At 71.5% G+C, this 23743-nt stretch carries 16 protein-coding genes; 11 read left to right on the top strand and 5 right to left on the bottom strand.

The features are described 5' to 3' along the window. Nucleotides 1-9: 9 nt before the first annotated feature. Nucleotides 10-1317, bottom strand: coding sequence for a flavohemoglobin expression-modulating QEGLA motif protein (locus tag ACYVAK_RS13710; protein WP_461061910.1), 1308 nt, complete (start codon nucleotides 1315-1317; stop codon nucleotides 10-12). A gap of 88 nt (nucleotides 1318-1405) precedes the next feature. Between ACYVAK_RS13710 and ACYVAK_RS13705 the strand changes: the two genes are divergently transcribed. From ACYVAK_RS13705 to ACYVAK_RS13695, 3 genes are all read left to right on the top strand, one after another. Then, a complete protein-coding gene (locus ACYVAK_RS13705; RefSeq protein ID WP_461061908.1) occupies nucleotides 1406-3733 on the top strand; it encodes a SpoIIE family protein phosphatase in 2328 nt (775 codons plus the stop codon). Next, entirely contained in the window at nucleotides 3730-4116 is a 387-nt protein-coding gene (locus ACYVAK_RS13700; protein ID WP_461061906.1) for an STAS domain-containing protein, read from the top strand. The genes ACYVAK_RS13705 and ACYVAK_RS13700 overlap by 4 nt, the downstream gene beginning before the upstream one ends. A 192-nt stretch (nucleotides 4117-4308) precedes the next feature. Beyond that, nucleotides 4309-6915 carry a TonB-dependent receptor plug domain-containing protein gene (locus ACYVAK_RS13695; protein WP_461061904.1) on the top strand — a complete coding sequence of 869 codons (2607 nt, stop codon included), beginning with the start codon at nucleotides 4309-4311 and terminating at the stop codon, nucleotides 6913-6915. Between the two features lie 13 nt (nucleotides 6916-6928). Here ACYVAK_RS13695 and ACYVAK_RS13690 read toward each other — a convergent pair whose 3' ends face one another. Further along, entirely contained in the window at nucleotides 6929-8530 is a 1602-nt protein-coding gene (locus ACYVAK_RS13690; RefSeq protein ID WP_461061903.1) for an FAD-binding domain-containing protein, read from the bottom strand. A gap of 116 nt (nucleotides 8531-8646) precedes the next feature. Here ACYVAK_RS13690 and ACYVAK_RS13685 point away from each other — a divergent pair, with 116 nt between their 5' ends. The 7 genes from ACYVAK_RS13685 (at nucleotide 8647) to ACYVAK_RS13655 (ending at nucleotide 18924) form a co-directional block, all read left to right on the top strand. Further along, nucleotides 8647-9297: a YceH family protein gene (locus tag ACYVAK_RS13685; protein ID WP_461061901.1), complete on the top strand. Its 651-nt coding sequence runs from the start codon at nucleotides 8647-8649 to the stop codon at nucleotides 9295-9297. A gap of 4 nt (nucleotides 9298-9301) precedes the next feature. Beyond that, entirely contained in the window at nucleotides 9302-9547 is a 246-nt protein-coding gene (locus ACYVAK_RS13680) for a DUF1289 domain-containing protein (RefSeq protein WP_461061899.1), read from the top strand. A gap of 79 nt (nucleotides 9548-9626) precedes the next feature. Then, nucleotides 9627-12926 (top strand): amidohydrolase family protein, encoded by a 3300-nt coding sequence (locus ACYVAK_RS13675; RefSeq protein WP_461061897.1) that lies wholly within the window; start codon nucleotides 9627-9629, stop codon nucleotides 12924-12926. Nucleotides 12927-12974: 48 nt separating this feature from the next. Then, the gene (locus ACYVAK_RS13670; RefSeq protein WP_461061895.1) at nucleotides 12975-13793 is read left to right on the top strand and encodes a substrate-binding periplasmic protein; all 819 of its coding nucleotides are present in this window, start codon (nucleotides 12975-12977) and stop codon (nucleotides 13791-13793) included. Next, a complete protein-coding gene (locus ACYVAK_RS13665; RefSeq protein WP_461061893.1) occupies nucleotides 13790-14623 on the top strand; it encodes a substrate-binding periplasmic protein in 834 nt (277 codons plus the stop codon). The genes ACYVAK_RS13670 and ACYVAK_RS13665 overlap by 4 nt, the downstream gene beginning before the upstream one ends. A gap of 98 nt (nucleotides 14624-14721) precedes the next feature. Further along, a complete protein-coding gene (locus ACYVAK_RS13660; RefSeq protein ID WP_461061891.1) occupies nucleotides 14722-17139 on the top strand; it encodes a Tex family protein in 2418 nt (805 codons plus the stop codon). A 69-nt stretch (nucleotides 17140-17208) separates the two neighbouring features. Continuing rightward, a complete protein-coding gene (locus ACYVAK_RS13655) occupies nucleotides 17209-18924 on the top strand; it encodes a diguanylate cyclase (protein WP_461061889.1) in 1716 nt (571 codons plus the stop codon). A 42-nt stretch (nucleotides 18925-18966) separates the two neighbouring features. On the opposite strand, the gene ACYVAK_RS13650 is transcribed toward ACYVAK_RS13655, so the two are convergent. Further along, complete coding sequence (locus tag ACYVAK_RS13650; RefSeq protein WP_461061887.1) at nucleotides 18967-20289, bottom strand: sialidase family protein; 1323 nt, start codon at nucleotides 20287-20289, stop codon at nucleotides 18967-18969. Continuing rightward, on the bottom strand, nucleotides 20271-22394 hold the full coding sequence (locus ACYVAK_RS13645; RefSeq protein WP_461061885.1) for a TonB-dependent receptor: 2124 nt from the start codon (nucleotides 22392-22394) through the stop codon (nucleotides 20271-20273). The genes ACYVAK_RS13650 and ACYVAK_RS13645 overlap by 19 nt, the downstream gene beginning before the upstream one ends. Nucleotides 22395-22568: 174 nt before the next feature. Here ACYVAK_RS13645 and ACYVAK_RS13640 point away from each other — a divergent pair, with 174 nt between their 5' ends. Then, nucleotides 22569-22703: a hypothetical protein gene (locus ACYVAK_RS13640; RefSeq protein ID WP_461061883.1), complete on the top strand. Its 135-nt coding sequence runs from the start codon at nucleotides 22569-22571 to the stop codon at nucleotides 22701-22703. A gap of 27 nt (nucleotides 22704-22730) precedes the next feature. Here the strand turns inward: ACYVAK_RS13640 and ACYVAK_RS13635 are convergent, their stop codons facing one another. After that, on the bottom strand, nucleotides 22731-23738 hold the full coding sequence (locus ACYVAK_RS13635) for a ribonucleotide-diphosphate reductase subunit beta (protein WP_461061881.1): 1008 nt from the start codon (nucleotides 23736-23738) through the stop codon (nucleotides 22731-22733). Nucleotides 23739-23743: the final 5 nt, after the last annotated feature.

Genomic DNA, 23743 nt, shown 5'->3' with positions numbered 1-23743 from the left:
CAACGCGCCTTAGCGCCCTGCGTCCCGCGGCTCCGACGCCGCCACACCGAACAGCCGCGGCACGGCATCGAGGTTCTCGATGTCGACCTTGTCGAGCCGGATGGTGTTGGCGAACAAGGAAAAGGCGAGGATTCCCGCGAGGCCGTTCGCGCGCTTCGCCCAGGGCGGCAGGTAGTGCGCGGGGGCGATGGCGCCGCTCTCGAACGCCGGGGCGAGGTCGAAGACGTCTTCGAGGGTCATCTTGCCGGCGAACAAACGGTGGGTCAGCGCCAGCTTCTTCTGCCGCAGGCACCAGCGGAAGAAAGTGTGTACGCGCACCAGGCCGGCGAGGTAGACCCCATCCTTGGTGAAGGCCGCACCGCCGGTGACCGGCACACCGCGGAACACCCGGGCCGCCGAGGCGAAGCTTTCCGTCTCGCGCTGGCCGGCGTCGAGGAAGAAGCGGAACACGTCGATGAAGTCCGCGCCGCGCAGCGCCATGTCGATCGCGAGGATGCGCAGGCTGATGCGCTTCATGCGCTCGATGTCGATGTGGCCGGTGATCAGTTCCGCGAAAGTGGCCAGGCCTTCCTGGGTGGCGATGATCCGCGGCGAAGTGCGCGACAGGGAGGCGAAATGCGGCTGCTCGCGGCCGTTCAGCGCCGTCAAGGTGTGCACGAAGGCCTCGTGCTCGCGGAGCTGGTGGATGTCGTACTCGCTGAAGGCCGCCCCGGCGCGCAGGCGGATGCGCGTGGGGCCGGCAGCGGCCTTGGCGATGAGGTCGGCGTCCAGTTCGACGCTGACCTTGCCAGGGCCGAAGAAGCCGTCCATGTCCTGCTGCAGTCGTTCGCGGACGACCGGCGCCTCGACGGCGTCGTCGTCGGTGTCGACGGCGCGCAGCTCGGCATCGAGCTCGTCGGCGATGCGGATGAAGTGCATCGCCGCGTCGAGGCCGGACACGCCCCCCCCGGGCAGCACGTCGCCGGGGCGGCCGAACAGGCGGATGGCATGGTCCGTGACGGCCGCGGTGCCCACCGATTCGAGCAGCAGCGCGGCGGTGTGCCAGCTGTCGGCGGTGCGACGCAGGTAAAGCCCCAGCGGCTCGTGGGGATCGCAGGCCTGGGCGATGGCGCGCAGTTCGGCCCGGACGTCCGCATGGTCCTCGGGCACGAAGTCGGGCTCGGGCAGGCGCTGCACGCCGCGCCGCCAGCGGTCGAGGAACTCGCGCTGGACGCGCTGCTTCCAGCTCACCGCCTGCAGCAGGCGCAGGCGCCGCGTCGCCCGCACCATCCGGGCGTCCAGTTCGGCCAGGCTCTGCAGCGCGGCGCCGTCGGGCATCGGCAGCCCTCCTCGGAAGTGCGACGGTCAGCATACCCCCGGCATCCGCCCCGTTGACCGCCACGCCCGCGCGCCGCAGCCTTGGGCCATGGCCGCCACTGCCCTCGCCCCGACCACCCGTCCGCCCTGGCGCCACAGTCTGAGGACGCGCATCGCCCTGTGGTTCGGGTTTCTGGCCGCGGCCGTCGCCGCCGTTGGCGGCGTCGCCGTCCATTCCGTGGCCGAGCGACGCGCGCTCGAGGACGCCGAAGCCACGGCGTTGCGGGAGCTGCGGCGTGCCTCCGCCGAGTTGCAGGCGCTGCTGCAGGCCGTCGAAGTCAGCGCCGCCACGCTGGCACGCAGCGAGGCGGCCGCCGGCGGCGACGCCGCGCGGCTCCGCACCCTGCTCGACGCGACGGTCCTGAGCGAGCCGAACGCGGCAGGCGGCCTCGTGGCCCTCGCCCCGGGATTCGCGCCTGCGGGCGACACCGCCTGGGCGCGCTACGTCGGCAAGCGGGGCCGCGGCCTCGCGGAGGCCGACCTCGTGGGGCGTGGCCTGGACGTGGCGGCGCAGCCCTGGTTCCGCGACACCGTGTCCGCGGGCAAGGCGCGCTGGTCGGCCCCCTACTTCAATGAAACCGCGGGCGGACGGTGGATGATCACGCTGAACCAGCCCCTGCCCGCGAGCCCGGCGGGCGTGGCGCGCGGCATGGCCAGCCTCGACGTGCCGATCGACCGCTTCAACCAGGCGCTGGCACCGTTCCGCAACGATCCTCGCTTCCGCGCCGCATTGCACAAGGGCACGCTCTGGATCGGCGACTCGGAATGGCTCTCGGTCGGCACGCCGCCGCCCGCTTCCGCCGTGCTCGACGACCAGCGCGCGAGCCTGGAGGGCGGGCCTCCGGGCACCGGCTTGCGCGCACTCGGCCCGGGACTTCGCGGCATCCATGAGCCCCTCGGCGACGGTTGGGGCGTCATGGTGCTGCTTGATGACAACGCGGTGCTTGCTCCGCTGAGGGCGACGGCGTGGCGCTTCCTCGGCGCCACCCTGGTGGTGATCGCCCTTCTGGCGCTGCTCAGCAACGCGCTGGCACGCAGCGTCACCCGGCCGATGGTTCAGCTCGGACGGGCGGCGCAACGACTGGCGCAGAGCGGCTTCGAGATGCCGACCGCGCTGCTGGTCCGCAAGGACGAGGTCGGCCAACTCGCCCGCGTGCTGGACGGCGCCGATTCCGCGCTGCGCCAGCAGATGGCGCACTCGCAGCGGATGGCCCAGGAACAACAGAAGCTGGACAGCGAGCTGCGTCTCGCGCACGACCTCCAGCAGTCGATGCTGCCGCCGTCGACCGCGGTCGACGTGCACGAGGGCCATCTCGACATCCACGCGGTCCTGAAGCCGGCCAAGAGCGTGGGGGGCGACTTCTACGCCTTCCACCCGCGGGAGGACGGCATGCTGTGGTTCGGCATCGGCGACATCAGCGACAAGGGCGTACCGGCCGCGCTGTTCATGGCACGCACGGTGGCGGTGCTGGAAGCCACCGCGCGCAACACCGATTCCCCGGCCCTGATGCTGGCCCGCGCCGCGCCGCGGCTCGCCGAGGGCAACGAGAGCTGCATGTTCGCCACGGCGCTGTGCGGGCTGGTCGACCCGCACACGGGGATGTTCGAGCTGGCGAGTTCCGGCCATGAACTGCCTTTCATCGTCCGCTCCGACGGACGCATCGAGCTTTTCGAAATGGAAACCGGCGCGCCGCTCGGCATCGATCCCGACGCCTATGGCGAGGGCTATGCCGGGATGCTCGCGCCGGGCGACGTGCTGTTCTGCTTCACCGACGGGGTCACCGAGGCACGCAGCCGCTCCGGCGAGCTCTTCGGCGAGGCGCGCCTCCGCGAGGCGCTGAAGCCCGGCCGCGGCGCGGCGCAGGTGGTGGCCGACGTGGTCGCCGCGGTCGAAGCCTTCGCCGCCGGGGCCGAGCCCGCGGACGACATCACGGTGCTCGCGGTGGGCCTCGTGGCCCCCGAGAGGCCCGCCAGCGATCCGCTGCATTTCTCCATCTGGCCCTCGGGCCTGCGTGCGATGAACCGCGCCATCGACGAATGCCTCGGCAGCCATGGCATCGATGCCGAAGGGCAATCGGACGTCCGCCTGGTGCTGGAGGAGCTCGTGGCCAACGCCATCGACCATGGCGGTGCGGTGGAGTGCACGGTCGACCTGTCGTTCACCGAACGCACGATGACGCTCAGGATCGTCGATGACGGCGCGCCCTTCAACCCGCTCGACGGCCCGGACCTCGAGCTCGACGCCGACGACCTCGACCGGCCGATCGGCGGCCTCGGCCTGCACCTGATCAAGACCATGAGCCTCGACGCGGTCTACGCGCGCGAGGACGACCGCAACCGACTCACCCTCGTCCTGCCAAGGAACCCGACCCAATGAGCGACGATCTGCGCATCTCCATCGAAGGCAGCGGCCCGAAGCGCACCTGCCGGCTGGCCGGCCATCTCGACACCCACACCTACCAGCGCGCCGACGCCGAGCTGGAGCCCATCCTCGCCGACCCTTCGATCAACCTGCTGGTGCTCGACCTCTCCGACCTCGAGTACATCAGCTCGGCCGGCTTGCGCACCGTCTTCCGTGCCCGCAAGGGCCTCGGCAGCCGGGGCGGCAAGGTGCTGGTGGCCAACCCGCAGCCGCAGATCCGCAAGGTCTTCGACCTGGTGAAGGCCGTCCCCTTCTCGGAGATCTTCAGTTCGACCGCCGAGGCCGACGCCTACCTCGACGCCATGCAGAAGCGCGTGCTCTCCGGCGACGACGACTGAGGCGCGGGCGGGCCGGGGGTCCGGCGGGCCGCGGCGACGGCGTGTGCAGGGCGTGATGGCGACGCGGTTTCGGCACCAGAGGACTTGCCGGAAGCCGGAGCCCCGCGCATCTTCCGTCGTGGAACTTCCATATTCGCTATGGGAATCCCGCACCGTCTTGCCGCGCCGAACCGCCAGCCCAAGGATGTCGCCATGAACCGACCCGCCCTGCTCGCCATCGCCATCGCCGCGGCCCTGTCCGCCGGCGCCACCCACGCCCAGTCGAACGCCACCGCCGACACCGAGGCCGCCGACGACACCCAGACCCTCGACGCCATCGTCGTCACCGGCACGCGCGTCGCCGGGCGCTCGCGCAACGACACCGCCGCCCCGGTCGACGCCATCGGCGTCCAGCAGCTTGAACGCACCGGCTCGCCGGAGATCAACCAGGCGCTTTCCGTCGCCCTGCCCTCGTTCAACTTCCCGCGGCCGGGCCTCACCGACGGCACCGACACCGTGCGTCCGGCGCAGTTGCGCGGCCTGGCGCCCGACCAGACGCTCGTGCTCGTCAACAGCAAGCGCCGCCATTCCGCCGCGCTGGTCAACGTCAACGGCTCGGTGGGTCGCGGCTCCGCGGCCGTGGATCTCAACACCATCCCGACGGCCGCCGTGCGCACCGTCGAAGTGCTGCGCGACGGCGCCTCGGCACAGTACGGCTCGGACGCCATCGCCGGCGTCATCAACGTGCTGCTGCGCGAGGACGACAGCGGCGGCGGCGTGACCGTCAGCTATGGCCGACGGGAAAGCGAGTACACCACCCCGGTGACGCCTTTCAGCATCATTGCCGCCCCCACCAGCGCGGGCGGCGTGGGCGGCGTCCAGGCCGGCGCCCCGGCGACGCCCAACTGGGCGCAGCCGACCGAAGTGACGCGCGACGTTTCCGACGGCGAGACGACCACGATCTCGGCCTGGAAGGGGCTGTCGCTCGGCGGCGCGGGATTCCTGACGATCTCCGCGGAGTTCAAGGACCAGGAACGCACGGAGCGCGGCGGCTACGACAACCGCCAGCAGTACGCCCTGGTCAACGGCGCGTTCGACCCGCGCGAAGCGACGTTCAACCGCTTCAACGCGTGGTACGGCGAACCGGAGCTGGAGCAGAAAACGCTGTTCGCCAATGCCGGCATCGACTTCGAGAGCGGCGCCCGCCTCTACGGCTGGGCGAGCTGGCAGGACCGCGACGCCCGCTCGGCGGGCTTCTACCGCTCCGCCCGCGACGCCCGCAACATCACGGCGATCTATCCCGACGGCTTCCTGCCGATCATCGCCCCCACGGTCATCGACAGCAGCGTGGCCGGCGGTGTGAAGTGGAACTGGGGCGAGTGGTCGATGGACACGTCGCTCGTCTGGGGTCGCAACGAGATGGACTTCACCATCGAGAACACGCTGAACCGCTCCATCGGCCCCAGCAGCCAGCGCAGCTTCCAGGCGGGCGGGTACGACTACACGCAGACGACCTTCAATTTCGGCGGCACGCGCAGCTTTGCGCTCGACGCCTTCGCTTCCGACCTCTACCTCAGCGCGGGCCTCGAGGCCCGCGAAGAGACCTACCGCATCTTCGCCGGGGAGCCCAACTCCTACATCAATGGCGGCGTGCTGTTGAACGGCGCGCCGACCGCCTCGGGCGCGCAGGTCTTCCCCGGATTCCGCCCTGCGAACGAGGTGGACGAGTCGCGCGAAGCCATCGGCCTCTACGTCGACCTCGAAGCCAACCTGACCGAGAAGCTGCTGGGTTCGGTGGCGATCCGCGGCGAGGACTACTCCGATTTCGGCAGCAACCTCAGCGGCAAGCTGGCGATGCGCTACGACTTCAACGAAACCTTCGCGCTGCGTGGCTCGCTGCAGAACGGCTTCCGCGCGCCGTCGCCGCAGCAGCAGTTCTTCACCGCCACGTCGACCAACTTCATCAACGGCGTCCCCTTCGAGATCACCACCTTCCCGGCCACGAGCCCGGTGGCGGCGGCCCTCGGCGCGCGTCCGCTGGAGGCCGAGGACTCGATCAACCTGTCGCTTGGCGCGGTGATCAACGTCGGTGAAGCCACGCTGACGATCGACGCGTATCGCATCGACATCGAGAACCGCATCGTGCTGTCCGAGAACATCGGCACCGGCACGTCGGCCACTGACGTTGCCGTCCGCAACTTCCTGACCGCGCAGGGCTTCGTCGGCATCGGCGGCGGCCGCTTCTTCATCAACGGGGTCGACACCGAAACCACCGGCGTGGACGTGGTGTTCACCGCCCCCTTCGAGACGGCGTCGGCCGGGCGCTTCGACCTGACCCTGCTGGCCAACTGGAACAACACCGACGTCACGCGCCTGCCGACCACCAGCGTGCTGTCTTCGTTCAACCCGGCACCGGTGCTTTTCGGGCGGGTGAACGTCCTGACGTTCGAGGAAGGCTCGCCGAAGGACAAGTTCGGCGCCAATGTGAATTGGTCGCTCGACCGCTTCGGCGCGACGCTGCGGGCGACCCGCTACGGCGAGGTGCTCGCGCCCGGGACGACGGCGGCCACCGACTTCCGCCTGAGCCCCGAGGTGGTGGTCGACCTGGAAGGGCGCGTGCGGCTGTGGGAAGGGACGGAACTGGCGATCGGTGCCGAGAACCTCACCGACCGCTACCCGGACCCGTTCCCCGTCGCCCTGCCGGCGAATGGCTCGAACGCGCGCTCGTTGAACACCACCGGCAACACGCCGTACTCCAACTACGCGCCGTTCGGCCGCTCGGGCCGCTTCGTCTATGCCCGCCTGAGCTACAACTTCTAAGCCCCGGCCGGTTTCAGCCGAACAGATCGCCCTGCGTCGCCCCGTGCGGCGCGGGGCTTTCCTCGGCCCGCGGACCGGCCCTGCGTCCGTCGAGGCGCGGTCGCACCTGCTTCATCCGGCTGCCGTGCTTCGCCAGCACGGCCCGTGCGCCTTCCCGCATACCCTCGGCTCGGCGCCACCATGCGGTGAGCTTGGCTTTCGCCTCGCGGGCGGCCTGCTCATGGTCGCGGACCGGTTGGGGGTAATCGCGGCCAAGCACCACGCCATGCTTCGCGAGCTGCGCCGGTGGCAGCCGCCAAGGCAGGTGGATCCACGGCGCCGGCAGTGCCGCGAGCTCGGGCACCCAGCGCCGCACGAACGCGCCCCCGGGGTCCTGGTCGAGGCCCTGCTTCACCGGGTTGTAGATGCGCGGGATGTTGATCCCGGTGACACCGCTCTGCATCTGCACCTGCGGCCAGTGGATGCCGGGCTCGTAGTCGGTGAACCGCCGCGCGAGGTGAAGCCCCGTCTCTCGCCAGTGCAGCCACAGGTGGTAACTCGCCACGGCCACCAGCATCGCGCGCATGCGGAAGTTGATCCAGCCGGTGGCGGCCAGCATGCGCTGGCAGGCGTCCACGAACGGCCAGCCGGTGGTTCCGGTGCGCCAGGCCTCGAAGGCGTTGGCGTTGAAGTCGCCCTCGCGCAGACCGTCGAAGCCGCGGTGCGTGTTGCGGAATTCGATGGCGGGTTCGCTCTCGAGCTTCTGCATGAAGTGGCCCTGCCAATGCAGGCGGGATTCGAAGCTCTGCAGCGCCCGCGCCGGCGTGCCGCGCCCGGCCCACTGCGCCGCACGCGAGGCGGCGACGGCCTCGCGGATCGACAGCGTGCCGGCGGCGAAGTGCACGGACAGCCGCGAGCACACCTTCGGCGCGCTCAGTGGGCTGCTCATGCCACGCGAGTAGGTCGCCCCCCGCCCGTCGACGAAGCTGCCGAGCAGGCGCAGCGCCGAGGCCCGTCCGCCGGGCTGGCGGCCCGGGCAGGGGTCGTCGGGCAGGCCGAGGTCGCGGGCGTCGGGAAGGGCGTCGCAGCGCGAATCGGCGAGGCGACTGCCGGCCTCCCCGCACGACGTTCCCCCGTCTTCGACGCCTGGACGGAGCGCGATTGGCGCCGGCAGCGGCGTCTCCCCGTTGTGTCCTTCCCAGTGCCGCGCCCAGCCGTCGCGGCGCCGCAATCGGCGGACCGTGCTGCCGTTCGGGTGCTCGACGAAGGGGATGCCGGCGTCGCGCAACCACGCGCCGACGCGGCGGTCGCGAGCGAAGGTCCAGCCGTTGCCGGTTTCCTCGTGCGCATGCACTTCGGCGACGCCGAAGACGCCGTGCAGCGCGGCGAACGTCTCGACCACGTCGCCGCGCAGCACTCGCAACGGCGCGCCAAGCGCGGCGAGCTCGGCGCGCAGTTCGTGCAGCGACTCGCGGACCACCGCCCACTGCCGCGCGCTGGCGTCGTCCTGCTGCCAGAGCGCAGGCTCGACGATGTACACCGGAAGCACCGGGCGGCCGCTGGCTGCGGCGGCGAGTAGCGGCGCGTGGTCGGCGGCGCGCAGGTCGCGCTTGAACCAGACGAGGGCATGGGGCATGGCGGCATGCTGCCCAACGTCCGCTGCAGCGCGGGTGAAACCGCCGAGGGGTGGTGCGCTCGGCTAGTCTGGCAGCCCCTGATTCCCGCGCGGCCTGTCGCCGCAAGGCCCTTGCAATGACCGATGCCCCTACCCTCCTGCTCGACGCTACCGAAGCCCGCGTGCTCGGCTGCCTCGTCGAGAAGGAAACCACCACGCCCGAGCAGTACCCGCTCACCGAGAACGCGGCCCTTCAGGCGGCCAACCAGAAGACCAGCCGCGAACCGGTGATGGCGCTGGAAACCGGCGAGGTGGCCCGCGCGCTGCGCGGCCTCGAGGCGAAAGGCCTCGCGCGCCGGGTCGACGGCGCCCGCGCCCTGCGCTTCGAGCACACCGCGGCGCGCACGTTGGAGCTCACGCGCGGACAGCTCGTGGCACTGGCCCTGCTGGCGCTTCGGGGCCCGCAGACCGCGGCGGAATTGCTGTCGCGCAGCGAGCGCATGCACCGTTACACGGACGCCGACGACCTCGCGCACGCGCTGGATCGTCTCGCGGCGCGGGGCTTCGCGGTCGCGCTGCCGCGCGCGCCAGGCCAGCGCGAGGGGCGCTGGGCGCACCTGCTTTGCGGCCCGGTGGACCTCGACGCCATCCCCCGCGTTTCCGCCGCATCGGCGGCCCGCGGGCCGTCCACCCGCGACGACGAGACCGTGCTCGCGCGCATCGAGGCGCTCGAAGCCCGCATCGCCACGCTGGAGGCGCGGCTCGGCACGGGAACGCCCGGGGACTGAGGCCGTGTCGCCCGCCCGACCGCCGAAGGCGCTCCTTCCGCGACGCCCCGAGGGCGACGCGCCGACGCTGGCGTCGCCGTGCATCCGCCAGTGCTGCCTCGACGACGCCGACGAGTGCCTCGGCTGCGGCCGGACCCTCGACGAAATCAAGGCCTGGCACGCCGCGGGCGCAGAAGGGCGGGAGGCGATCCTGCGCGCCGCCGCCGTCCGACGCCTGGCACGCGCACGGCGCCTGTCTGGCGGCCTCTGAGCGGACCCTGCGCTTCGGCACAGGGCGCGGCACCGTCGCTGCGGTTACGCTCGGCCCCTCGCCACAGGGGAAACCACGCATGCGCCACGCCCGCCTTGCCGTCGCCACGGCCCTCGCTCTTGCCGCTTTTTCCACCACGGCCGCCGAGGCGCCGAAGTGGGACGTCAACGGCGAACACGGTCCCACGAAAACGGTGCGCTTCACGACCGACGAAGGCACCTGGCTCGACCTCGACGTCGCGCCCGATGGCCAGACGATGGTGTTCTCGATGCTCGGCGACCTCTACCGCCTGCCGATCACCGGCGGCCGCGCCACGCGCCTCACGTCCGGGCCGGCCTGGGACATCCAGCCGCGCTTCTCGCCGGACGGCTCGGAGATCGCCTACACCTCCGACCGCGACGGCGGCAACAACCTCTGGCGCATGCGCGCCGACGGCAGTGGCGCCACGCAGGTCACGAAGGAGCGCTTCCGCCTGCTCAACAACCCGGCGTGGACGCCCGACGGCCAGTACCTGATCGGCCGCAAGCACTTCACCGGCCAGCGCTCGCTGGGCGCCGGCGAACTCTGGCTCTACCACCGCGACGGCGGCGACGGCCTGCAGCTGACGAGGCAGAAGAACGACCAGCAGGACCTCGGCGAACCCGCCGTGTCGCCGGACGGCCGCTACGTGTACTTCTCGGAGGACGTCAGCCCCGGCCCCTCGTTCGAGTACAACAAGAACCCCCATGGCTTGATCTACGCGATCAAGCGCCTCGACCGCGAAACCGGCCGGATCGAGACGCTGGTGAGCAGCCCCGGCGGCGCGGTGCGTCCGCAGCCCTCGCCGGACGGCAAGACGCTCGCCTTCGTGAAGCGCGTGCGCGAGAAGTCCGTGCTTCACCTGATGGACCTCGATTCCGGCCAGGTGCGCCCGCTGTGGGACGGCCTCGAGCGCGACCAGCAGGAAGGCTGGGCGATCTTCGGGCCCTACGCGAACTTCGACTGGACGCCGGACGGTGCGGCCCTGGTCGTCTGGGGCCGTGACGGCAAGTTCTGGCGCGTCGATGCCGCCAGCGGCGAAGCGACGAACATCCCGTTCAGCGCCGAGGTCGAACAGCGCGTCACCGAGGCCCCGCGCCAGCAGAAGCGCCTGCCCGATGGCACGTTCACCCCGCGGATGGTCCGCGACGTCGCCACCTCGACCGACGGGCGCCGCGTGGCCTTCCACGCCGTCGGCCGCCTGTGGCTCCGCGAAGGCAATGGCACGCCTCGCGCGCTCACCGGCCGCGACGACCGCTTCGAGTACCAGCCGGCCTTCTCGCCGGACGGCGGCAAGCTGCTGTTCACCACGTGGAACGACGAGGCGCGTGGCCAGGTCGTCGAGCGCGACCTCGCCAGCGGCACCGAGCGCGTGCTGACGACCGTGCGCGGCGTGTACTACGGCCCGCGCTACTCGCCGGACGGCCGACAGGTCGTGTTCGTGCGCGATCGCGGCAACTCGGTGATCGGCAGCGCGTGGGGCCGCGACGCCGGGGTGTACGTGGTGCCGGCCGCAGGCGGGGAACCCCGAAAACTGGCGGACGACGGCCGCGAACCGCAGTTCAACGACGATGGCACGCGCGTGCTGTTCCTGACCGGCGGCGGGCTGTCGAAGAAGCTGGTTTCCGTGGGCCTGCACGGCGAGGACCGCCGCGATGTGCTCGACCTCAAGTACGTCGACGCGGTCAGCGTGTCACCGGATGGCCGGCGCGTCGCCTTCACCGAGCTCTTCAACGCCTACGTGGCGCCGCTGCCGCAAACCGGCGCGGCCGTGGCCCTGTCGAAGGACACCAAGGCGGTGCCGGTCACCGCGCTGTCGACCGATGTCGGCGCCTACCTGCACTGGTCGGACGCCGACACCCTGCACTGGCTGGTCGGCGAGCGCTACGTCAGCCGCGACGTGGCGGCCTCCAGGGACGACGGCGGCCGGGCGCTCGGCTTGCGCGTGCCGGTCGACACGCCCACCGACGTCGTCGCCATCACCGGCGGACGCGTGGTGACGATGCGCAACGCGCAGCGCGAGCAGGAAGTGATCGAGGACGGCGTGGTCGTGCTGCGCGGCGACCGCATCGTCGCCGTCGGCCGTGCCGGCGAGGTCGCCATCCCGCAGGGCGCGCGCGTCGTCGATGCGGCAGGCAAGACCGTGCTGCCCGGCTACATCGACGTCCATGCGCACGCGAGCCATTTCTTCAGCGGCGTGATCCCGCAGGCGAACTGGAGCTACGCGGCCAACCTCGCCTTCGGCGTGACCACGATGTTCGATCCCTCGGCCAACACCGAGACGGTGTTCTCGCAGGCCGAGCTGGTGGAAGCCGGCCGGCTGCTCGGCCCGCGCGTGTTCTCGACCGGTACCATCCTTTACGGCGCCGACGGCGACTTCAAGGCCGTGGTGAACTCGATCGACGACGCCCGCGCCCACCTGCGCCGCCTGCGCGCCAACGGCGTCTTCGCGGTGAAGAGCTACAACCAGCCGCGCCGCGACCAGCGCCAACAGATCAACCAGGCCGCCCGCGAGCTCGGGATGATGACCGTCGAGGAAGGCGGCAGCACCCTGCAGCACAACCTCACGATGATCGTCGACGGCAGCAGCAACATCGAGCACAACCTGCCGGTGGCGCCGCTGCGCCGCGACGTCGTCGAACTGTGGCGCCAGACCGACGTGCGCAATACGCCGACGCTCAACGTGAGCTTCGGCGGCCTCTCCGGCGAGTACTGGTGGTACGCGCGCGACAACGTCTGGCAGAACGAACGCCTGCTGCGCTTCTTCCCGCGCGAGACGCTGGAAGCCCGCGCCATCCGGCGCGAGACCGGCCCGGACTGGGACTACTGGCACATCACCGTCGCCGAGTCGCTGAAGACCCTCCGCGATGCCGGCGTTCGCGTGCACGTCGGTGGCCACGGCCAGCTGCAAGGCCTCGGCTCGCACTGGGAAATGTGGTCGCTGGCGCAGGGCGGCTTCACGAACTTCGAGGCGCTGCGTGCCTTCACCATCGACGGCGCCGACCACCTCGGCTACAGCGCCGACCTCGGCTCGATCGAAGCCGGGAAGAAGGCGGACCTCGTGATCGTCGACGGCAATCCGCTCGAGACCCTGGCAGACAGCGCGAGGACCACGCACGTGATCATCAACGGCCGCCTGTTCGACGCCACCACCCTGGCCGAGATCGGCGGTCGCGAGGCCCCGGCCCCGACCTTCTACTGGCAACGCCAAGGGAACGGCCTGATGCGCGGCGCCGAGTGGGGTCCCACCGCCCCCTGCCACTGCCCGAAGAGCCATCGCGCACCGATGCCCTGGGAGTACGGCGGGTCGTGGGCCGGCCGATCGAACCCCAGCCGGGTGGAGGACGCTGGCGCGAATTGACACGCTGCCTCGACCCATCGGGCGACGGATTTCGCTAGGCTCGGCCGCATGCGACGACTGCTGCTGATCCTCGCGATGCTCCCGGGCGTGGTCGCGCCCCGCCCGGCCCTGCCCGAGGCCGGAGCCTTGCCGGGCCGGCCGCCGGACGTCCTCGTGCTGTGTTTCGAGGACAGCGACGTCCTGCCTTGGCGCAGTCGGGACAAGGTGGGGCTCAACTTCACCATGCTGGACGCGGTCGCGGCCCGCACGGGCGTGCGCTTCGAGTACCAAGGGCGCCCTTGGCGGCGCTGCCACGACGACCTGCGCGCCGGCCGCGTGGACGGCACCTTCGGCATGAGCGTCACCACGGAACGGCTCGGCTTCGCCGCCTTCCCTGGCGGCGATAACCCGGATGCCGGGCAGCGCATGTTCGAGGGCGGCTACGTCTTGGTGCGGCGGCGGGGGGCCCGCGTCGACGTCGATGGCACCCGCATCACCGGGCTGACCGGCCCGATCGGCGCCGAAGCGGCCACCTCGATCGCCCAGGAGCTGCGTCTCGAGGGCTACGCGGTGGACGACGCCGCGCCAAGCCCGCAGGCCTTGCTGCGCAAGCTCGCCGCGGGACGCATCGCCGCCGCGGCCGTGGGCACCGACCAGATGCACCAGCTCCGCCGACAGCGACCGGCATGGCTCCTCGAACTGGAAGAGGCGCCTCGGCCGCTGCGGCACAAGCCCTACTTCCTCGCACTTTCCAAGCCTTTCGTCGCCCGGCATCCGGAGCTCGCGGCGCGCCTCTGGCAGGCCGTCGCCGAGGTGCGCCAGAGCGAGGCGTACCGGGCCGCACTCGCCCGCGCACGGGGCCGGGCGGTGAACGGAGGCGCGCCATGAGGCGTCCGGGCAAGCCGCTCGCCGCGCTCCTCCTTCTGGCGATGGGTCTTGGTGCCGGTGGGACGATGGCCGATCCATCGGTTCGCGCCCGCGCCTCGGAGCCGGCGACGCTCGACTTCTGTTTCGAGGAAACCCCGGCCGTCCCGTGGCGGACGCGGCAGAAACAGGGCCTCTACTTCGAACTGCTCGACGAAGTGGCGCGGCGCCTCGGGTTGCGCTTCAACTACCACCCGCAGCCGTGGACCTACTGCATCGCCGAGGTCGCGGCTGGACGCAAGCACGGCGCCTTCGCGGTGGCTTTCTCGCCGGAACGCGTCCGGGTGTTCGCTTTCCCGCCCGGCGCACCCGCGCACGAGGCCGACGTCCTGCGGCAGGACGACATCGTGCTGATCCGACGACGCGGCACCGCGGTCGACGTGGTCGATGGTCGGCTGGTCGGAGCGACGCGCCCCATCGGCGTGCTGCCGGGCTATGCCATCGGGGACGACCTGCGACGCGCGGGCTGGGAGGTCGAGGCGACCTCGCGGGACCATCTCGTCCAGCTGTCGCGCCTCGCCAACGGGGACCTCGACGCCATCGCCCTCAGCGCGTTCCGCTGGGCGCAGCTCCAGGCCGCCGGCGGCGTCGCCCTGGAGGCGCTGGAGGCGCTGCGGGAGCCCATCCTCGACAAGCGCTACTACCTTGGGTTGTCACACGCTTTCGTCGCCGGGAACCCCGATCTCGCGCAGCGCCTCTGGTCGACGACGCGGGATGTCCGCAATGGCGAGGTCTTCCAGCAGCGCGAAGCGGCGGCAGTCGCCGAGGCCCTTTCACCGCGCGCGACGCCCTAGGGCTTCCGGCCTGACACAGCGCGGCTCGTTCCGCCAGCCTGTCCGACGCCGGCGGCCGGGGGGACAATCGACGGCCGTACCACCGTTGCCGAGTCCCGATGTCCGCTCCTGCTGCACCCGCCCCTGAAGCCGCCGGCCTCGCCGCGCCCGTCCGTCCCGCCGCCGCGATCGCGGCCACCATCGCCCAGCGCATCGCCGCCGAGATCGCCGCCCAGCCGGCGCAGGTGAAGGCGGCCGTCGAGCTGCTCGACGAGGGCGCGACCGTGCCCTTCATCGCCCGCTACCGCAAGGAAGTGACCGGCGGCCTCGACGATACCCAGCTGCGCAACCTCGAACAGCAGCTGGGCTACCTGCGCGAGATGGAAGAGCGCCGCGACGCGATCCTCGCCTCCATCGCCGAGCAGGGGAAGCTGACGAAGCCGCTGCTCGATGACGTGCTCGCCGCCGACAGCAAGTCGCGCCTCGAAGACCTCTACCTGCCCTACAAGCCCAAGCGCCGCACCAAGGCGCAGATCGCCCGCGAGGCCGGCCTGGAACCGCTGGCCGACGCGATCCTCGCCGACCCGACGGTCGCCCCCGAGGAACGCGCCGCCGCCTTCGTCGATGCGGACAAGGGCGTGGCCGATGCCGCCGCCGCGCTTGACGGGGCCCGCGCCATCCTGATCGAGCGCATCGGCGAGAACGCCGCGCTGGTCGGCGAGCTGCGCGAGTGGCTGCAGGCCAAGGGCGTGCTGCGCTCGAAGGTGATGCCGGGCAAGGAGACCGAAGGCGCGAAGTACCGCGACTACTTCGAGCACGTCGAACCGATCGCCACGATTCCCTCGCACCGCATGCTGGCCCTGCTGCGCGGCCGCCGCGAGGAGATCCTCGGCGTCGACCTCGAACCCACCGCCGACCTCGAGGCCGGCCACGCCTATGCGGAAGGCCGCGTCGCGCTGGCCGCCGGCGTCAGCCCGAAGGGCCGCCCCGCCGATGCCTGGTTGCTCACCACCTGCCGCCTCGCCTGGCGCGCCCGGCTGCTGATGCACCTGTCCGTCGACCTGGTGAGCGCCGCGCGCGAGAAGGCCGAGGCCGAGGCCATCGCCGTGTTCGGCGACAACCTCAAGGACCTGCTGCTCGCGGCCCCTGCGGGCATGCGCCCGGTGCTCGGCCTCGACCCCGGCCTGCGCACCGGCGTGAAGGTGGCCGTGGTCGATGCCACCGGCAAGCTGGTCGCCACCGACACGATCTACCCGCACGAGCCGAAGCGGCAGTGGGATTCCTCCATCGCCCGCCTCAAGCAGCTCTGCGCCGCGCATGCGGTCGAGCTCATCGCCATCGGCAACGGCACGGCCAGCCGCGAGACCGACAAGCTGGCCGGCGAGCTGATGGCCAAGCACCCCGAGCTGAAACTCACCAAGATCGTCGTCAGCGAGGCGGGCGCCTCGGTGTATTCCGCCTCTGAACTCGCCGCCCGCGAGTTCCCCGACCTCGATGTCAGCCTGCGTGGCGCCGTCTCCATCGCCCGCCGCCTGCAGGACCCGCTGGCCGAGCTGGTGAAGATCGAGCCCAAGGCCATCGGCGTGGGCCAGTACCAGCACGACGTGAACCAGTTCGCGATGGCGCGCGCGCTCGACGCCCGCGTCGAGGACTGCGTGAACGCCGTCGGCGTCTACGTCAACACCGCCTCGGCGCCGCTGCTGGCGCGCGTGTCGGGCCTGAGCACGACCGTCGCCGAGAACATCGTCCGCTACCGCGACGAGCACGGCGCGTTCCGCTCGCGCCGCGACCTGCTGAAGGTGCCGCGCCTCGGCGAGAAGACCTTCGAGCAGTGCGCGGGCTTCCTGCGCATCGCCGGCGGCGACGAGCCGCTCGACGCCTCGGCCGTGCACCCCGAGGCCTACCCGGTGGTGGAGAAGATCGTGAAGGCCTGCGGCCGCCCCATCGGCCAGCTGATCGGCGACGCGGCCAGCCTGCGCGGCCTGAAGCTCGAGCAGTTCACCGACGAGCGCTTCGGCCTGCCGACGGTGAAGGACATCGTCAAGGAACTGGAGAAGCCCGGCCGCGACCCGCGCCCGGAGTTCAAGGCCGCGCGCTTCGCCGACGGCATCGAGGACCTGAAGGACCTGCGACCCGGCATGGTGCTGGAAGGCGTGGTCACCAATGTCGCGGCCTTCGGTGCCTTCGTCGACATCGGCGTGCACCAGGACGGCCTGGTCCACATCAGCGCGCTGTCCGACAAGTTCGTGAAGGACCCGCGCGAGGTCGTGAAGGTCGGCGACGTCGTGAAAGTAAAGGTGCTGGAGGTCGACGTGGCGCGGAAGCGCATCGCCCTCACCCGCCGCCTCGACGACGTGCCGGGCGAGGCCCGGGGCGGAAAGCGCGAGGAGCGGCCGGCCCCGAACCCGCGGGGCGACCGGGACGCCAGGGGGCCTCGTCCGGACAACGGGCGCCCGGGCGGCCGGGGCACCCCGGGCACCGGTCCCGCCCCGGCCAACAGCGCCATGGCGGACGCACTCAGGGCACTGAAGCGCTGATCGAGGGTCGTTCCGACAGGAATTGACCGCGGGCGGCTTGTCGGGCGCCCCCGCTTCCGCACAATGGGGGTGACGGCCTACCCACGGGACACGCTCATCGCCAAGGCGCGCGCACTGCTGTTCTGGCTGCTGCTGTCCGTGTCACTCCCGGCGGCGGCCGGCCCTTGGTGGCTTTTCGGACCGGCCGCGGACAACGCCGGAGCCGAGCTGGTGGTCTACGAGGCCAGCGAACGCTCGTCTTGGCCGAACACGCAGGCGCAGATCCATTGGTGGTCCACCGGGCAGCAGCGGCTGCGCGGCGTCGACTTCCAAGGCGGCACCTTCTGGCTTCGCCATCGCTTCCGAAGCAGCAGCGACGGTGGCCGGTATGTGGTGATGCCGGGGAACACGTTCTTCCACACCGCCGAGGTCCGGGTGTATGGCCCGGACACGGTGCAGGGTGGCGTGGTGGGCATCGGGCGGGACTCGCCCTTCGTGATGCACCAAGGCGTGACCGTCGACCTGCGGCCGGACACCGACTACGACGTGCTCGTGCGGATGGAGACACCGCTGTTCACCTCGCGTCCGCGCGTCGACCTGTACCGGGACGGTGCCTTCACGCAGCGGGTCCGCAACGAGACCCTGCTGTTCGGCGTGGCGCTGGGCGGATTGCTCGCGCTGGGCATCTACAACCTGCTGATCGGCGCATGGACCCGATCTTCGGCCTACGTCTACTACGGCGGGCAGTCGCTCGCCCTCGTGGCGGGCTGGGCCTTCTATTTCGGACTGCCCTACCAGTGGTTCGGCTGGCAGGACCCCACCATCAACTACGCGGTGTTCTTCATCGCCCTGACGGCCCTGCATGCGGGGTTCTGCCGGAGTTTCCTGCAACTGTCGAGGCTGAACCCGAGGCTCGCCCATGTCGCCGATGGCCTGATGGTGCTTTCCGCCATCGGCCTGCTGGGCGCCCTCACGATGCCGAACACCGCGCACCTCTGGGCCACCGTGCTGGTCGGCCTGGCGATCGCCTTCGCGGTGGGCTCCAGCCTCTGGGCGCTGCTGAACGGCGTCACGCAGGCGCGCTTCATGCTGGTGGGCTACCTCGCGATCCTGGTCCCCGGGGTGATCATCCTGCCCGCCAACCTCGGGATGATGGACGACCTCATCGACAACGCCGACTTGCTGGTGCTGATCGGCAACGCCGTCGAGGCGATGCTGCTCGCGGTGGCCCTGGCGGACAGGGTGAAGTCGGTCGAAGCCTCCCGCGAGAGCTTCCGCGTCGGCATGCAGGCGGCGCTGCGCCAGGCCAGCACCGACCCGCTCACGGGCCTGCAGAACCGCTATGCGTTCAACCTGCGTTTCGAGGCGATCCTCGACGCCGACAAGGCCCTGCTGGCCAACGGCCTCCTCGTCGCGATGATCGACCTCGACGGCCTGAAGGCGATCAACGACCAGGAAGGCCACGCGCAGGGCGACGCCCTGCTGTGCGCCGTCGCGCGCGCACTGCGCGAGATTTCGACGCCCGGCGCGGAGGTCTACCGCCTCGGCGGCGACGAATACGCGGTGCTGGTGCTGGCCGGCGACGAGCTGTCGGGCCAGCGGCTTGCCCGCGAGTTGCAACGCGTCGAGTCGGACGTGCGGGCGATGGGCTTCGCCCAGGCCGGCCTCAGCTTCGGCATCGCGACCTCGGACCGCGCCCCCCTGACCAGCCGCCACCTCGCCCAGTTGCTCGAGCTGGCCGACCAGCGCATGTACGAGAACAAGGCCGTACGCAAGGCGCAGCGCCCCAATCACCGCTCCGCCTAGTCCGACGCACCGCCCGTGACGCGACGACGACGGGCTTGGCGATCAGCGGGTGATCCGCCGCACCTGCACGGTGCCGACGCGGGCCTCCGGACCCTCGCTGCCCTTGGGTTCCGTCCACACCAGCACGGCCACGTCGCCGAGGCTGGCGAGGCGAGGCATGCCGGTGCCCCGGCCCGGCGGCAGCAGCGCCACGTCCTGCACCGCCGCCGGCGCCAGCGACGGGGACAGGGTGGCGATCCGGAGGGCCTGCGCGCCGCCCGCACCGGCCCCGAGCCAGGTCGCGAGCCAGCGGTCCCCGCGCCAAGGCGCGAGGTCGGGGCGGCCCAGCACCGCCTCGCCGGATTCGAGGGCGGTCGCCGGATCGGCCGCGCCGACGAGCGCGCCCTTCACCGTCAGCGTGGCGCCGGCCATGGTGGGCCACAGCGCGGCCACCCGATCACCGGAGGCCGCGAGCGCCGGCCCGTTCACCGGGCAGGCGGCGATCTGCCACCCGTCCGTGCGCACCGCCGCGCCCGGCGTCCAGCGCCCGTCGCGGTAGTCGGCGGCATAGACGTCGCGGATCTCGTCCTCGCTGCGGTCGCGGTAGACCAGCGCGGCGCCCTCGCCGCGACCCACGAGGTCGGTCGGGCAGCAGGAGCACACCCGCGCATCGACCTCCTGCGCATGGCGAAGGACGAAATCACGGCCGATCTCCGCGGAACGCAAGCTCATCGGACCTTCCGCATGCGCATGGCCGCCGCTCGACGCGCCCTGGCCGGTGCCGTGCGCGTCGTGCCCACCAGCCGGCGCCGGCGCCAGCGTGTTCCGGCCGTCCAGCCAGGCCAGCAGCATCCGGTCGCCGCCCATCGGCACCATCGAGACGAAGCCGTGCTCGGTGGGTGTGCGGTCGTCGTGCGGCGTGATCGGCGCGCTCCATGAGCGGCCTTCGTCCTCGGAGCGCACGAGGCGGATGTCGTAGGCGTAGGTGGAGGGGCCGCTCTTCTGCAGGTACCAGGTCCACCAGTCGCCGTTGTCGGCGATGGCGACCGACGGGAAATCGGCCCAGTTGACGAACCAGTCGCAGCCGCGGGCCACGTCGCGCGGGGTGCCGAGCGCGCCGTCGCGGCCCAGCGTGGCCGTGCGCAACGTGGCGCAGCCGTCCGCATCGCGCTCCTGCCAGCTCAGCACGAAGCGCTGACGGGCCGGATCGGCGACCACGTTCGGCTGCGCCGCCGGCCGCTCGAGCGCCAGCGGCACGGGGCTGATCGACAGCGGTGCGTCGGCCTCGGGGGCCGACACGGACGGCGAGGCACCGCAGCCGGCGAGCCCGCCCAGCGCGAGCAGCACCGCGACGGGCGCCGCGCGATTCAGAAGCGACGCTGCCACACCACCTCGACCCACCGCGGCTCTCCGATCAGCACCTGGTTGCCGGCATTGTAGGCGGTGGTGGCGTAGGCCTTGTCGGCCACGTTGCGCACGCGCAGGCCCACGTCGCCCCAGCCCGTGCGCCAGTTCGCGTTGAGGTCCAGCGTGGCGTAGCCGGCGAGCCACTGCGTGTTGGCGGTATTCGCGGGGCGGCGGCCCACGGCGCGCAGGCCGGCGGCCAGGCTGAAGGCGTCCGTCGCCTGCCAGCGCAGCCACGTGGTGGCGAGGCGTTCCGGCACGTTCACCGGCACGTTGCCACGGCGGCTGACGAGGGCCGTGCCCACGCGCTCGTCGAAGCGGCCGAAGGCGGCATCGAGCACCGCGGCGCTGCCTTCCAGCGTCCAGGCCTCGGCGAGCGGCAGCCGCACCGACACTTCGGCGCCGCGGGCGCCCTGCGCGCCGATCTGCTGGAACAGGTTCGGATCGGCCGGGTCGCGCGACAGGATGTTGGTGCGCTCGATGTCGTAGAGCGCCAGCGTCCAGTCACCGCGGCCGAGGCGCTGCTTCCATCCGAGCTCCCACTGGCGGGCGTCGGTGAGGTCGAAGCGCGCATTGGCGAGGCCCAGGGTGGTGATCTGCGCCGGCGGCTCCGAGCCGCTGGCCCAGCTGGCATAGACCATGCCGTCCGCGCCCAGCGCGCGGGTCACGCCGAGGCGCGCGCCGTTGCTGACGTAGCGGCGGTCGAAGCGCACGCCGGAGACGACGTTCAGCGATTCGACCTCGGTGCGGTCGTGGCGCCAGCCGCTGATCACGCGCCAGCCGTCGGCCACGTCGAGGCGGCTCTCCAGCCAGCCGGCGCGCTGTTCGATGTCGGTGGCGGTGCGCGGCAGGAAGGGATCGAGGCTGACGAAACTGCCGCGGCTCGACGGGAACAGCGGCACCGTGTCGGTGAAGCGGAACGGGCTGTTGCTGGCGCGATCGTGGTCGTTGCGGTCGGCCTGCACGCCGAACACGATCTGGTGCGGCAGGCCGAGCAGCGTGTGCGTCCACGTGCCCTCGGCCAGCGCCCCGCGCAGCGCCTGGTCATGCTGGGTGGCGAGGTAGTCCGCCCGGCGCACCGTGGCGGTGGCGGGCTGGTAGGTGTAGGCCTCGGTGTTGCGCCAGCGACGCAGCTCATCGTTGTGGAAGGCCACGACGCGGCCGCGGAAGGCGCTGGAGGGCGTCCACTCCAGACGGGCGCGCGTCCAGCGGGCATCCATGTCGAGGACGTCGTCGACGATGTTGAAGTTGGCCTCGCGCAGGCGCTCGTCGAAGCGGCCGTCCACCAGCGGCGTACCGAAGTAGCCCTCCGCATCGTCGCGCCAGCGGTCGATGGCGACGCTGGCCAGCAGGGTCTCGCCCAGCGGCACGGCCACCTCGGCCGTCACGTGGCGGAACAGGAACGACGTGTCGTTCGCATAACCGTAGGAACCGCGCTCGTCCGAGGCCTGGTAGGTCGCATCGACGCGGTAGCGGACCGCACCGTCGCCGATGGCCCCACCGTGGCCGGCGCCGAGCGTCCACGTGCCGTAGCGGCCGAAGCCGGCATAGGCGCGCGTGCCCGCGACGCCGTCAGCGCGCTGCGGCACGAGGTTGATGGCGCCACCCACCGCGCCCTGCCCCGCCGACAGGCCCGCCGGCCCGCGCAGCACTTCCACCTGCGCGTAGTTCAGCGTGCTGCGCGGCGCGATCTGCCAGCCGGGATAGCGGATGCCGTCGAACATCACCGGGCTGTTGAACACGCCGGCGAAACCACGGCCGCTGACGTTGATCGTGCCGAAGCTGTAATAGCCCACCACGCCGGGCGCGTTGTCGAGCGCTTCGACCGTCGTGCTCTCGAGGCGCTGGCGCAGCGCGTCCTGGTCGATCACGTCGACCGAGGCCGGCGTCTCGCCCACCGCGAGGTCGAGGCGCGACCCTGCCTTGGCGCGCCGCTCAAGGCGAGTCGGGGCGGCGGCGGTGACCTCGACGGTGTCGAGTCGCGTGGCGTCTTGCGACGTCGACGGGGACGAGGCCGGCGCGGGCGCGGCATGCGCCGTCACGGCGGCCAGGGCGAGGGAGATGGCAAGGGGGAGAGGAGCGCGCATGGAGGGCATCGGGACGGAAACGAGGCCGCGCATGATGGCGAAGCCCACGGGCGGAGGGGATGCGTCCATTTGTCGCAGGCGCGCGGCCGACGCCCCTCGGTCACATGGCCGGGATGTGCCGAAGCGGAGAGTAGGCGGCCCCGCCCCCGCACACCCCGCCCCATGCTTTGGCCCTTGCTCGCCTTCACCGCCCTGATCGTCGTCGCGTGGATCGCCGCGCTGGTGTGGCTGTCGCGCGGCTTCCGGCGGGGATGGCTGCTGCGGGACGAGGCGCCACCGACGCCGCCGAGGCGCGATCTCAAACTTTGAGCGTTGCGAGTTCGGCGGCGGCCTCCCTCAGAACGCTTCGTCGAAGGCCACTTCGCCCTCCACGCCGACCTGGTAGGCGCTGACCCGCCGCTCGAAGAAGTTGGTCAGCTCCTGCACGTCCTGAAGGTCCATGAAGGGGAACGGATTCCGCGCCCCGGTCTTGGCCTTGAGGCCGAGCTGCACGCGGCGCTGGTCGGCGACGTAGTCGAGGTACTCGCGCATGTCCTTCAGCGACAGCCCGGCCATGCCGCCGGCCAGCACGTCCTCGGCGAAGGCCAGTTCGACCGCCACGGCCTCGTCGAGCATGCGGTCGACGTCGGCGGCCCACTCGGCGTCGCAGAGGGCCGGCTCCTCCTCGCGCGCCGTGCGGAGCACCTCCATGGCGAAGGCCATGTGCGCGCTCTCGTCGCGGAACACCCAATTGGTGCCCGAAGCGAGCCCGTGCAGCAGGCCACGCGAACGCAGGTAGTACACGTAGGCGAAGGCGGCGAAGAAGAACAGGCCTTCGATGCAGGCCGCGAAGCAGGCGAGGTTGAGCAGGAAGCGCCGGCGGTCGGCCGGCGTATCCAAGCGGTCCAGCGACTGGATCGAATCGATCCAGCGGAAACAGAACGCGGCCTTGGCCTGGATGCTGGGGATGTTCTCCACCGCGGCGAAGGCCTTCGCCCGCTCCGCCGGGTCGGGCAGGTAGGCGTCGAGCAGCGTCAGGTAGAACTGCACGTGCAGCGCCTCCTCGTAGAGCTGGCGCGACAGGTACATGCGCGCCTCCGGCGCGTTGATGTGCTTGTAGAGGTTCAACACGAGGTTGTTCGCCACGATCGAATCGCCGGTGGCGAAGAAGGCCACGAGGCGCTGGATCAGGTGGCGCTCCGCGGCCCCAAGCTTGGTGGCGAGGTCCTGCACGTCGGGCGCGAAGTCGACCTCTTCCACCGTCCACGTGTTGCGGATGGCGTCGCGGTACATCGCGAAGAACTGCGGGTAGCGCATCGGCCGCAGGGTCAGGTCGAAGCCGGGGTCGAGGAGTTTCGGGCTCATGGCGG

The organism is Silanimonas algicola, assembly GCF_054777375.1.
Note: the sequence above shows the minus strand (reverse complement) of the source record. Positions and strands in the feature narration are given on the sequence as shown.

What these genes read in the sequence shown, in the direction of transcription:
- ACYVAK_RS13685 (WP_461061901.1), top strand. Translation starts at nt 8,647, where the DNA reads ATGACCGATGCCCCTACCCTCCTGCTCGACGCTACCGAAGCCCGCGTG.
- ACYVAK_RS13710 (WP_461061910.1), bottom strand. Translation starts at nt 1,317, where the DNA reads ATGCCCGACGGCGCCGCGCTGCAGAGCCTGGCCGAACTGGACGCCCGG.
- ACYVAK_RS13705 (WP_461061908.1), top strand. Translation starts at nt 1,406, where the DNA reads ATGGCCGCCACTGCCCTCGCCCCGACCACCCGTCCGCCCTGGCGCCAC.
- ACYVAK_RS13645 (WP_461061885.1), bottom strand. Translation starts at nt 22,394, where the DNA reads ATGCGCGCTCCTCTCCCCCTTGCCATCTCCCTCGCCCTGGCCGCCGTG.
- ACYVAK_RS13690 (WP_461061903.1), bottom strand. Translation starts at nt 8,530, where the DNA reads ATGCCCCATGCCCTCGTCTGGTTCAAGCGCGACCTGCGCGCCGCCGAC.
- ACYVAK_RS13675 (WP_461061897.1), top strand. Translation starts at nt 9,627, where the DNA reads ATGCGCCACGCCCGCCTTGCCGTCGCCACGGCCCTCGCTCTTGCCGCT.
- ACYVAK_RS13665 (WP_461061893.1), top strand. Translation starts at nt 13,790, where the DNA reads ATGAGGCGTCCGGGCAAGCCGCTCGCCGCGCTCCTCCTTCTGGCGATG.
- ACYVAK_RS13700 (WP_461061906.1), top strand. Translation starts at nt 3,730, where the DNA reads ATGAGCGACGATCTGCGCATCTCCATCGAAGGCAGCGGCCCGAAGCGC.
- ACYVAK_RS13670 (WP_461061895.1), top strand. Translation starts at nt 12,975, where the DNA reads ATGCGACGACTGCTGCTGATCCTCGCGATGCTCCCGGGCGTGGTCGCG.
- ACYVAK_RS13635 (WP_461061881.1), bottom strand. Translation starts at nt 23,738, where the DNA reads ATGAGCCCGAAACTCCTCGACCCCGGCTTCGACCTGACCCTGCGGCCG.
- ACYVAK_RS13695 (WP_461061904.1), top strand. Translation starts at nt 4,309, where the DNA reads ATGAACCGACCCGCCCTGCTCGCCATCGCCATCGCCGCGGCCCTGTCC.
- ACYVAK_RS13660 (WP_461061891.1), top strand. Translation starts at nt 14,722, where the DNA reads ATGTCCGCTCCTGCTGCACCCGCCCCTGAAGCCGCCGGCCTCGCCGCG.